The 10,678-nt window shown below is 51.6% G+C and carries 16 protein-coding genes; 7 read left to right on the top strand and 9 right to left on the bottom strand.

Annotated elements, in window-relative coordinates; translation table 11 throughout:
- Window positions 1–238: hypothetical protein (locus JJB97_RS16860; protein WP_238715241.1), on the top strand; the 238-nt coding region annotated here is incomplete at its 5' end.
- Window positions 231–800, top strand: a complete 570-nt coding sequence (locus tag JJB97_RS16865) for a gamma carbonic anhydrase family protein (protein WP_238715243.1) — start codon at window positions 231–233, stop codon at window positions 798–800. The genes JJB97_RS16860 and JJB97_RS16865, both read left to right, overlap by 8 nt.
- Here JJB97_RS16865 and JJB97_RS16870 read toward each other — a convergent pair.
- From JJB97_RS16870 to dprA, 6 genes are read right to left on the bottom strand one after another with little or no spacing between them, the layout of a single operon-like run.
- Entirely contained in the window at window positions 761–1,015 is a 255-nt protein-coding gene (locus tag JJB97_RS16870; RefSeq protein ID WP_238715244.1) for a DUF1488 family protein, read from the bottom strand. The genes JJB97_RS16865 and JJB97_RS16870 overlap by 40 nt on opposite strands.
- Window positions 1,012–1,830, bottom strand: a complete 819-nt coding sequence (aroE, locus tag JJB97_RS16875) for a shikimate dehydrogenase (protein WP_238715246.1) — start codon at window positions 1,828–1,830, stop codon at window positions 1,012–1,014. Before aroE ends, JJB97_RS16870 begins: the two co-directional genes overlap by 4 nt.
- A gap of 4 nt (window positions 1,831–1,834) precedes the next feature.
- On the bottom strand, window positions 1,835–2,407 hold the full coding sequence (gene tsaC / locus JJB97_RS16880; RefSeq protein WP_238715268.1) for an L-threonylcarbamoyladenylate synthase type 1 TsaC: 573 nt from the start codon (window positions 2,405–2,407) through the stop codon (window positions 1,835–1,837).
- Entirely contained in the window at window positions 2,397–2,954 is a 558-nt protein-coding gene (locus tag JJB97_RS16885; RefSeq protein ID WP_238715248.1) for a DNA topoisomerase family protein, read from the bottom strand. Before JJB97_RS16885 ends, tsaC begins: the two co-directional genes overlap by 11 nt.
- 36 nt (window positions 2,955–2,990) lie before the next feature.
- Window positions 2,991–3,464, bottom strand: coding sequence for a DUF494 family protein Smg (gene smg / locus JJB97_RS16890; protein ID WP_238715250.1), 474 nt, complete (start codon window positions 3,462–3,464; stop codon window positions 2,991–2,993).
- The gene (gene dprA / locus JJB97_RS16895) at window positions 3,436–4,560 is read right to left on the bottom strand and encodes a DNA-protecting protein DprA (RefSeq protein ID WP_238715252.1); all 1,125 of its coding nucleotides are present in this window, start codon (window positions 4,558–4,560) and stop codon (window positions 3,436–3,438) included. Before dprA ends, smg begins: the two co-directional genes overlap by 29 nt.
- A gap of 128 nt (window positions 4,561–4,688) precedes the next feature.
- Between dprA and def the strand changes: the two genes are divergently transcribed.
- From def to mscL, 5 genes are all read left to right on the top strand, one after another.
- Window positions 4,689–5,204 (top strand): peptide deformylase, encoded by a 516-nt coding sequence (gene def / locus JJB97_RS16900; RefSeq protein WP_238715254.1) that lies wholly within the window; start codon window positions 4,689–4,691, stop codon window positions 5,202–5,204.
- A 15-nt stretch (window positions 5,205–5,219) separates the two neighbouring features.
- Window positions 5,220–6,167: a methionyl-tRNA formyltransferase gene (fmt, locus tag JJB97_RS16905; RefSeq protein WP_238715256.1), complete on the top strand. Its 948-nt coding sequence runs from the start codon at window positions 5,220–5,222 to the stop codon at window positions 6,165–6,167.
- A 70-nt stretch (window positions 6,168–6,237) separates the two neighbouring features.
- On the top strand, window positions 6,238–7,527 hold the full coding sequence (gene rsmB / locus JJB97_RS16910; protein WP_238715258.1) for a 16S rRNA (cytosine(967)-C(5))-methyltransferase RsmB: 1,290 nt from the start codon (window positions 6,238–6,240) through the stop codon (window positions 7,525–7,527).
- Window positions 7,528–7,570: 43 nt separating this feature from the next.
- Window positions 7,571–8,947 (top strand): Trk system potassium transporter TrkA, encoded by a 1,377-nt coding sequence (trkA, locus tag JJB97_RS16915; RefSeq protein WP_238715260.1) that lies wholly within the window; start codon window positions 7,571–7,573, stop codon window positions 8,945–8,947.
- A gap of 158 nt (window positions 8,948–9,105) precedes the next feature.
- Window positions 9,106–9,510, top strand: coding sequence for a large-conductance mechanosensitive channel protein MscL (gene mscL / locus JJB97_RS16920; RefSeq protein WP_238715270.1), 405 nt, complete (start codon window positions 9,106–9,108; stop codon window positions 9,508–9,510).
- Here mscL and JJB97_RS16925 read toward each other — a convergent pair whose 3' ends face one another.
- From JJB97_RS16925 to JJB97_RS16935, 3 genes are read right to left on the bottom strand one after another with little or no spacing between them, the layout of a single operon-like run.
- Window positions 9,511–9,726, bottom strand: coding sequence for an alternative ribosome-rescue factor A (locus JJB97_RS16925; protein WP_238715262.1), 216 nt, complete (start codon window positions 9,724–9,726; stop codon window positions 9,511–9,513).
- A 55-nt stretch (window positions 9,727–9,781) separates the two neighbouring features.
- Entirely contained in the window at window positions 9,782–10,189 is a 408-nt protein-coding gene (zntR, locus tag JJB97_RS16930; RefSeq protein WP_238715264.1) for a Zn(2+)-responsive transcriptional regulator, read from the bottom strand.
- A gap of 3 nt (window positions 10,190–10,192) precedes the next feature.
- Window positions 10,193–10,561: a DnaJ family domain-containing protein gene (locus JJB97_RS16935; RefSeq protein WP_238715266.1), complete on the bottom strand. Its 369-nt coding sequence runs from the start codon at window positions 10,559–10,561 to the stop codon at window positions 10,193–10,195.
- Between the last annotated feature and the right edge of the window lie 117 nt (window positions 10,562–10,678).

Raw genomic sequence — 10,678 nt, forward strand, 5'->3', positions numbered from 1 at the left:
TCTGCCAACCCGGCGGCTGATTTTGCCTGCTGCCGTGTCAACGGAGGCGCATTATAGGGATCCCATTTTTTTGCACAAGGCTTTTTTTGATCTTTTCTTTCAATTGTTGATTTTTCACCCTTCCCGCTGTGTTCCTGCGCAAAATCAGGCTATTTTTCACATTTTAACCTTGCAGCCACTCTTAAAAGCGGCCACTGTCTTTTTTTATGCAGTGATAATAGAGGTGTTTTATGGCTGAAGTGCTGCGCTTTTACCAGGATCGTTTTCCTGCCGTTGGGCAATACGTCATGATAGATGCCACCAGCGTCGTTATCGGCGATGTGCGTCTGGCTGATGACGTCAGCGTCTGGCCGCTGGTTGCTATACGCGGCGATGTTAATTACGTCAGCATCGGGGCGCGTTCAAACATTCAGGACGGCAGCGTATTGCATGTCACACATCAATCTCCATCTAATCCAAACGGCTATCCGTTAATTATCGGTGAAGACGTCACCGTGGGGCATAAAGCCATACTTCATGGTTGTAAGATTGGCGATCGCGTGCTGGTTGGAATGGGTAGCATCCTCCTTGACGGCGCAACAGTGGAAGATGACGTTATGATTGGCGCCGGGAGTCTGGTTCCGCCAGGTAAACGCCTTGAAAGCGGCTGGCTTTATCTGGGCTGCCCTGTTAAAAAAGCACGGCAGTTAACGCCAGAAGAACGGGAGGGATTAAAATATTCCGCCAGTAATTATGTTCGCTGGAAAAACGATTATTTGTATCAGGGTAACCAAAGCCAGCCGGTTTCATCATCTTCCTGATTACGTATACGTTGCTGCGCCTCTTCTTCCAGGTCCCACCGATGTTGACGGAACAGCGCCAGGGGGGCCACAGCATTAACGCCATAGCGTATCTGTAACGCTTCGCTTTTAATTGCGCAAGTGAGCTGCATCCCCCCCACCAGCGCCGGGAAGCAAACTGCCTGTCGGCGTTCATCCCAGCACTCGCGGTCAGGAAAGTGGACAGACTGATTCATGACGCCATTTCCCGCTTAAGTGCCTCGATAACAGGTTGGATTTCCGGTAGTACGCCGTGCCACAGCAGGAAGGCATGCGCCGCCTGCCCTACCAGCATCCCTACACCATCGGCATAGTGCTGAACGCCATGCCGCACGCACATTGCTAAAAACGGCGTAATTTTTTGTTGATAAAACATATCATAGCAATGCACACGCTGGTTAAGCAGCGACAAAGGGATGGCTGGTACATCACCATTTAGCCCGCTTGAGGTCGCATTAATTATCAGGTCGAATTCGTGATCCGCAAGCGCGTCTAATGTCAGCGCTCTGACACTTCCCGTATGTCTGAAAAGCGCTGCCAGCGCCTGAGCGCGTGGAAATGTGCGATTAGCAATGGTGACCGGGCAACCCAGCGATAAGAGCGGTAGTATAACCCCTCGCGCCGCGCCGCCCGCCCCCAACAGCAAAACCCGAGCGCCCGGACGTATATGATGCAGCCGCTCAAGCTCGCTAAGCAGGCCAATGCCATCCGTATTATCCCCCAGCAATCGTCCATCATGCAGCCGTTTCATGGTATTAACGGCGCCTGCCAGCGTAGCTCGCTCAGTAAGCTCATCGGCTCGCAAAAAGGCCTGTTCTTTAAACGGCACAGTGACATTGGCGCCTTTGCCTCCAGCGTTGAAGAAGGCATCCAGAGTGGGGATAAACGCATCCAAAGGCGCCAGAATGCGGCCATATGGATGTTCAATATTGAGCTGCTGCGCGAACAGGCTGTGAATAAAAGGGGATTTACTGTGTTGAATCGGGTTTCCAAAAACGGCGAATGTATCCATTATTTTACCCCTGACGAATGAGCTTGCCGGTTAAGGCATCCCGAATTTCTGAAGGATTCTGGCGGCCGCCGGTTTCCCCTGGAAGAACCGGAAAATCTAAACCAAACTGCGATACCACTTCCTGCGCCGTACGGCATGGCGGCAGACCAGTTAAGTTGGCGCTTGTTGAGACCAGCGGCTTACCATATGCTTCGCATAATGCCACAACCTGTGGATGCGCCGTTACGCGTACAGCCAACGTGTCAAAGCGGCCGGTAAGCCAGCGGGGCGTGGTCGCTCGCGCAGGAAAAACAAAAGTAACAGGCCCGGGCCAGCATGCGAATACCGCGCGCCGCCTCACTTCTGTAAGCGCGGTGTCGTTAATATAGGGTTTAAGTTGTTCAAAGTTGGCGGCAATCAGTATTAACCCTTTCTCAACTGGACGTTGCTTAAGCATAAGCAAATGACCAACAGCAATCTCACTATCAGGATCGCAGCCAACGCCGAAAACAGCTTCCGTAGGATAAGCGATAACACGTTGTTGGTTGAGAAGGGCGATAATCTCCTCAATCGTTGTTACAGAAAGGTCATTCTTCACAGGCTTGTTGGGCCGATACCGGCTTTCCACATTGTTTACTCGCACAGTAAAGTCTGGCTCCGTGCGCGGTTTTCTTTTCGATAAGTAGCGGATAATGACACTGGGCACATTCGCCCGCTACCGGTTTAAAGTTGACCGCAAACTGGCAGTCCGGGTAACGATCGCAGGCATGGAATGTTTTACCATAGCGCGAACGACGCTGTACCAGGCGGCCTTTACGACACTGCGGACATGCCATTGTCGTTGTATCTGGTTTATCGACCAACTCAGTATGGCCGCACTCAGGATAATGGCTGCAACCAATAAACATCCCGAAACGCCCCTGGCGTAATACCAGCGTTTCACCACATTCAGGACACAATTGCCCCTCAAGCGCTTTAACGATATGTCCATCCGCCTGGCTTTTCAGCGAGCGAATATAGTCACATTCAGGGTAATGAGAACAGCCGAGAAAAGGTCCATGTTTTCCGGAACGTATAACTAATTCTGCCCCACACTGTGGGCAGCGTTCGGTGTTGCGCACTTCAAAAAGTACAGCCTTTGTCATAATCAATATCAGTTACGCACTATACCGCAACCGCAGTTAGTGCATTGCGCCTTCGTTAATGTCAAAAAGGAGTTCTTCCATTTGCTGATAAGCATTTTCACACCCCGGTAGATTAAACAACACCATCAGCACAACCCACTTCAGATCTTCCAAATCAAACTCATCGGTATCAAGCGCCATAATGCGTTCAATCACCCTTTCGCGTGTTTCCAGGTTCAGCACCTGAATCTGTTCGAGAAATAACAGGAAACCACGGCAACCTGCATCCAGGCGATGACTTTCTTCGGGAGTGTATATACGCACAGAAAGAGGACTGGCGGCTAACGATATCGGCGCAGCAAGTTCATCCTGATAATCAGCCAGCTTTTCCAACCAGAGCAGCGCGTTATATATATCCTGACGCTCAAAACCCGCATCAGTGAGATCGCGCGTCAACTTATCCTGATCGACATGCAACTCAACGTCGTTGTGGATGTAAGTTTCAAATAAATACATTAGTACGTCGAACATGGCCTGCCCTCCTTAATCGGACATAGCCGCCGGGTACAGCTGCGATCCACCCTGCTAACTCCAGTTCAAGTAGCTGCGCTACCGTCAATGGCACAGGTTGGCCGGCACGTTCAGCGACGACGTCAACAGGTGTAACCTCATCTCCTACGTTAGCCAACAGCCCTGCAAATGGCAATGGCGGTTCCTCCGGATCCGGGGAATTATTCACATTGCCCGCCCCGTTTCCAGACCCGCTCAGCTCATTTTGCCAATACTCAAGAATATCATCCGGCGATGTGGCAGGCACAGCGCCTTGTTTCATAAGCCAGTGCGGCCCCTCGCTACCGGGCGCGCCTACCGCCCCCGGTATAGCGAACACATCTCTTCCCTGCTCCAGGGCGTGACGTGCGGTAATCAGAGAGCCGCTGCGTAAAGTTGCTTCAACAACCAGCACGCCACGAGATAAACCGCTAATAATTCTGTTACGCCGGGGGAAATTGGCAGGCCAGGGTTTCGTCTCTAAAGTAAATTCAGATATGACCGCACCGCCGCCGTTAACAATATCTTCAGCCAGTTGGCGATGGCGCCGGGGATGTAAAGCCGCCATGCCGCTCCCCAGCACCGCCACCGTCTTTCCCCGCGCGCTAAGCGCGGCCCGGTGGGCCACGCCGTCAATTCCAAGCGCCAGACCACTGGTAATCGTCAGCCCTGCGGCCGCAAGCGCCTGTGTAAAAATGCGTCCCCAACGTTCGCCATACCAGGTATGCGTGCGACTGCCTACTACGGCCAGTTGTACTGTGGAAAGGAGATCAATATTACCACGTACAAACAGCGCGCCGGGAAACCAGGGAATCGCCCTTAACGCCACAGGGTAATTATCGTCCTTTAACGTTAAGAGGTGGTTGCCTTCCTGCGATAGCCAACGCTCCGCACGTTCCAGCGCTGTTTCACAAACGGCGTAAAACTGCTTTTGCTGATTTTCATTTAATTTCGCAAAAATCAGGCTGCTGGCGACATTACACCCTACATCAATATGCTGCTCGGCTGCTTTTTGCATCTTTTCACCACAAAGTCCCTGAACAGCCATTAAGCGCAGCCAAAACTCTTCTGAACGCACCGAAAACTCCCTGCCGAAGGCGCTGTCTCACGTCTTACCTCTGACCGGTGATGCTGTCAATCAAAGGGGGATTTGTCTAGAATAGGGGATATAAACTTTTTAACTTCTGAATACACCACTGGATAAATATGGCAGTTTTGCAGGTATTACATATTCCCGACGAGCGGTTACGCAAAATCGCAGCGCCGGTTAAAGAAGTGAATGCAGAGATTCAGCAAATCGTCGATGATATGTTCGAAACGATGTATGCCGAAGAAGGTATTGGGCTGGCCGCAACGCAGGTAAACATTCATCAGCGCATTATCGTTATTGACGTTTCAGAAAACCGCGATGAGCGTTTAGTGTTGATCAACCCTGAATTGCTGGAGCAAAGCGGCGAGACAGGAATTGAGGAGGGCTGCCTGTCCATCCCGGAACAACGCGCGCTGGTGCCGCGAGCGGAACGCGTGAAAATTCGTGCGCTCAATCGTGATGGCGCGCCCTATGAACTTGAAGCTGACGGCCTGTTGGCTATCTGTATTCAGCATGAAATGGATCACCTTATGGGCAAGCTGTTTATTGACTATCTGTCACCGCTAAAACAACAGCGCATTCGCCAGAAGGTCGAAAAGCTGGATCGCATGAAAGCACGTACAGCAGGCTAAACAACAGGGATTAACGTGTCCGAATCTTTACGCATTATTTTTGCAGGCACTCCAGACTTTGCAGCGCGCCATCTTAACGCGCTGCTTGCGTCTGAACACCAGGTTGTTGGTGTTTTCACTCAACCTGATCGCCCTGCCGGGCGTGGCAAAAAGCTTATGCCCAGCCCGGTCAAAGTGCTTGCCGGGGAAAACAATCTTCCTGTTTTCCAGCCAGCCTCGCTGCGTCCTGCGGAAAACCAGCAGCTAGTTGCCGGGCTGAAGGCTGATATTATGGTTGTTGTGGCTTACGGTTTAATTTTACCGAAAGCCGTGCTCGATATGCCACGCTTTGGTTGTATTAATGTACACGGTTCGCTGTTGCCTCGCTGGCGCGGCGCGGCGCCTATTCAACGCTCGTTATGGGCGGGTGATACAGAAACGGGCGTGACCCTTATGCAGATGGACGCAGGGCTCGATACCGGAGATATGCTGCATAAATTAGCCTGCCCGATTACGCCAGAAGATACCAGCGCAACGCTGTACGATAAGCTGGCGGTACTGGGTCCACAGGGCCTGCTTGCCACGCTCAGCCAGATTGCAGATGGTAGCGCGACGCCTGTAGTCCAGGATGAAATGCAGGTAACCTATGCGGAAAAATTGAGTAAGGACGAGGCCCGCCTTGACTGGTCACTCCCTGCCGTTCAGCTTGAACGCTGCATCCGCGCCTTCAATCCCTGGCCTGTGAGTTTTTTCATGATTGAAGAACAGCCTGTAAAAGTCTGGCGCGCGTCAGCGATTAAAAATCAATCAACGGCGCAACCGGGTACTATTCTCGAAACAGGTAAGCACGGCATCCAGGTCGCCACAGGCGATGGCATTCTGAACCTTGAAACCCTCCAGCCTGCTGGTAAAAAGGCTATGTCAGCGCAGGACTTACTCAATTCGCGCCGCGAGTGGTTTACGCCTGGCAATGTGATTGCCTGAAGCAGGCATCTCCTCACCCGGTTATCCGGGTATTTTTATTTTATGCAGGGTCAACCCCCTGCCTGTAACCATGAAAAAAAACATCAATCTTCGCAGCATTACAGCGCAGGCTATTGAGCAAGTGGTTGAACAGGGGCAATCCCTGAGCAACGTTTTGCCGCCGCTACAGCAAAAAGTCCCGGATAAGGACAAAACCCTGCTTCAGGAACTGTGTTTTGGCGTACTACGCACGCTACCGCAGCTTGAATGGCTGGCAGGTCAGTTGATGTCGCGCCCGCTGACCGGTAAACAGCGTTCGCTGCATTACCTTATTATGGTCGGCTTCTATCAGCTCATTTATACCCGCATCCCCCCACACGCGGCGCTGGCTGAAACCGTTGAGGGCGCCGTTGCGCTGAAAAAAATGCCGTTTAAAGGGCTGGTTAACGGCGTTTTGCGCAATTTTCAGCGTCGGCAGGATGAGCTACTGAGTCTGGCCGCGCATAACGATTGCCGGTGGTTGTTTCCCGGCTGGCTGCTGGCGCGCGTGCAAAAAGCCTACCCACAGCAATGGCAAAGCATTATTGAGGCCAGTAATCAGCGTCCCCCTATGTGGCTACGCGTCAATCGTCAGCATGGCAGCCGCGATGAGTGGTTAAAGCGGCTACAGGCGCAGGGCGCGCAGGGCCATACGCACCCACGCTATCCCGATGCGGTACGCCTGGAAACCCCTCTACCCGTACATGCCCTTCCCGGTTTTGAGCAAGGCGACGTCACCGTACAGGATGCTTCCGCACAAGGCTGTATGGTTTATCTGGAGCCACAAAATGGAGAAGCAATTCTCGATCTGTGCGCAGCCCCGGGTGGTAAAACGACGCATATACTTGAGGCAGCGCCCCAGGCAAGCGTACTGGCAGTGGATAAAGACCCCCAGCGACTTAAGCGCGTATATGAAAACCTGACTCGCCTGAGGATGGAGGCAGAGATTAAAGCCGGTGACGGTCGCTTCCCTGAAACGTGGTGTGGCGATCGCCTGTTCGATCGCATCCTGCTTGATGCGCCTTGTTCCGCCACCGGCGTCATACGCCGACATCCTGACATCAAATGGCTGCGTCGCGACAGCGACATCGCTGAACTGGCGCAATTACAGCAGGAAATTTTAGACGCTATCTGGCCACGCCTGAAGCCGGGCGGTACGCTGGTATACGCTACGTGTTCTGTTTTGCCGCAAGAAAATTGCGAACAGATTGCGGGTTTTCTCAAACGCCACGCCGACGCAAAGCTTGTTCAGACCGGTACGCCGGAAAGGCCGGGCATTCAAATTCTCCCCTCAGCGCAGGAAGGCGACGGCTTCTTTTACGCTAAGCTAATCAAGGGCTGACCGCTATACGGTTGGATATCAGAGCATAACAAAGCGATACGTCATGAAGATAATCATTCTCGGCGCCGGCCAGGTGGGCGGCACGCTGGCGGAAAATCTGGTGGGTGAAAATAACGACATCACTGTGGTTGATACAAACGGCGATCGCCTGCGTAACCTGCAGGATAAGTTTGATCTGCGCGTTGTACAGGGCCACGGTTCTCATCCATGCGTGTTGCAAGAGGCGGGTGCGGATGACGCGGATATGTTGGTTGCCGTAACCAGCTCAGATGAAACCAATATGATTGCCTGCCAGATAGCCTACTCAATATTTAACACGCCCAGCCGTATCGCCCGTATCCGGGCTCCGGAATATGTTCGTGATGCAGAGAGGATCTTTACGCCTGAAGCTGTGCCTATTGATCATTTGATCGCGCCTGAGCAGCTCGTCATCGACAATATTTATCGTCTGATTGAGTATCCCGGCGCGCTCCAGGTAGTGAACTTCGCAGAAGGTAAGGTTAGCCTCGGGGTCGTTAAAGCGTATTACGGCGGGCCTCTGGTGGGCAATGCGCTCTCCACCATGCGCGATCACATGCCTCACATTGATACCCGCGTTGCAGCTATTTTTCGCCACGACAGACCTATCCGCCCTCAGGGTTCGACGATTGTTGAAGCCGGCGATGAAGTGTTCTTTATCGCCGCCTCCCAGCATATTCGCGCCGTGATGAGCGAATTACAGCGTCTGGAAAAACCTTATAAACGCATTATGCTGGTTGGCGGCGGTAATATCGGCGCGGGCCTGGCGCGCCGGCTGGAAAAAGATTACAGCGTGAAGCTGATTGAGCGTAACCAACAGCGCGCCGCCGAATTAGCTGAAATGTTGCAGGATACCATTGTCTTTTACGGCGATGCATCCGATCAGGAGCTTCTGGCGGAAGAAAATATCGAACAAGTTGATCTGTTCATCGCCGTCACCAACGACGATGAAGCGAATATTATGTCAGCCATGCTGGCCAAACGCCTGGGCGCCAAAAAGGTAATCGTGCTGATTCAGCGTCGGGCCTACGTAGACCTGGTGCAGGGCAGCGTTATCGATATCGCGATTTCACCGCAGCAGGCAACCATATCCGCACTGCTGGGCCACGTACGTAAAGCTGATATCGTTGGCGTATCATCCCTGCGCCGCGGCGTAGCCGAAGCTATTGAAGCCGTAGCGCACGGTGATGAAAGCACGTCGCGGGTGGTAGGCCGCGTTATCAGCGAAATAAAGCTGCCCCCAGGCACAATTATTGGCGCCATTGTTCGAGGCAATGACGTCATGATCGCAAACGACGATTTACGCGTTGAGCAGGGCGATCATGTCATCATGTTTTTAACTGACAAGAAGTTTGTCTCTGATGTAGAGCGTCTTTTTCAACCAAGCCCCTTCTTCCTCTAAACATCTCGGGCGAAATTACCCCACGCCCGAGTTTTTTGATTAACAAAACCCTTTTAGCTTCAAGTTATTGATCGCATTGCTTTCTTCAGGTGAAGATGGCAAATAATGTACTATTTGTTAGACTTACAGCGTTAAATTTTCACATGGAGTCAGTAAAAATGAGCTTTTTTAAAGAGTTTCGCGAATTTGCAATGCGCGGAAATGTGGTTGATTTGGCTGTAGGCGTGATTATCGGCGCGGCTTTTGGCAAAATTGTTTCTTCACTGGTCGCAGACATTATTATGCCTCCTCTCGGGTTGCTGATAGGCGGCATTGATTTTAAACAATTTTCCTGGACGCTACGCCCGGCGGCTGGCGACGTGCCGGCTGTTGTGATGAATTACGGTATGTTTATTCAGAATATTTTTGATTTTGTCATTGTCGCACTGGCAATTTTTATGGCGATCAAATTGATGAATAAATTATATAAAAAGCAGGAAGCCCCCGCTGCCGGCCCGACAAAAGACCAACAATTGCTTAGTGAAATCCGCGACTTACTAAAAGAGCGCAATACACGCGCCTGATTAAAGAGCGCAAAACAGAAGGCCAGTGGAAAAAAAGCGCATCGCTTGTTTACCACTGGCCTCCTGAAAACCCTTACCGCCATGTTTCGCTTTTCGCTGATAACTTCCTTTTCCTTTCCTGTTTTTCTCAACACGCTGGCGAAACAGTGGATCGTGTAAAAGAGCTTCAAGCGCATTATGCTGAATTTTGCCCCGGGTATGTTTATAGGTACTCATCATCTTTCCTTCACGGTTGAAAACGCGGCAAGTGTATTATTCCATTTAAAAAAAATCAACGTTCCCCCTGCTCCAGCGCCTCCAGAATCGAGCAATATACACTGCTGTGGGCCGACCCGCAGCAGGCGTCATTTAACCGCTGTAGCGAGCTGTGCATTACCTGAAGCTCAGCTATTTTTTCTTCAACTTCGATTAACCGCGCCTGGACAATACTTTTTGATTCCTGGCAAGTGTGTCGTTCAGGTTCGACGCGAATTGATAAAAGTTCCGTTATCGCTTCCAGTGTAAACCCAAGCTGGCGGCCACGGCGAATAAACTTCAGGCGCCGTAAATCCTCGTCGCTGTAAAGTCGAAACCCGCCTTCGGTGCGAATATCATGCGACATCATCCCTAACTTTTCGTAATAACGAACGGTATCTGGCGTAACCTCCGCCAGCTTCGCAAGCTGTCCGATACGGTACATACGCTATCCCTCAGTCATGCGTTTGATCAATTTAATCGAATACTTCCCATGTAAAAAGTCGGTACTAAGCCCTGCCTGTTTCAAGCGCAGCTCCAGCAGGGTTAATCGTTTATTCAGGACCGGGTAATCAGGATGCTTTTCATGAACGGCCTTTAGCAAATCGACAATCGCCAGGGCCTCTTTGCGCGCTTCCAGCTCCGGCGGTAGATAACCTGCGTTCTTCAAAAGCCGGTAGCCCGCACGCAAATCAGCGGGAACGTGCGAATCATCGTCAAGCGTCAACGGCTTACCTGCGCCGGGCAAATTATCAAAATCACCGCGCTGACGGGCTTCTTCAATATGACGTTCGGCCCATTGGTCAATCAGCCACATTATTCCTCTCCTGTTCCTGCTTAAGAATACGAGCAATTAAAAGAAAGGGATATTCCGGAAATAAAAAAACCCGCCAAAGCGCTGAGGGATCCCCACAAACTCAGCACTAATAAACCA

The sequence above is a fragment of the Tenebrionibacter intestinalis genome, from assembly GCF_016632365.1.
GTDB lineage: Bacteria > Pseudomonadota > Gammaproteobacteria > Enterobacterales > Enterobacteriaceae > Tenebrionibacter > Tenebrionibacter intestinalis.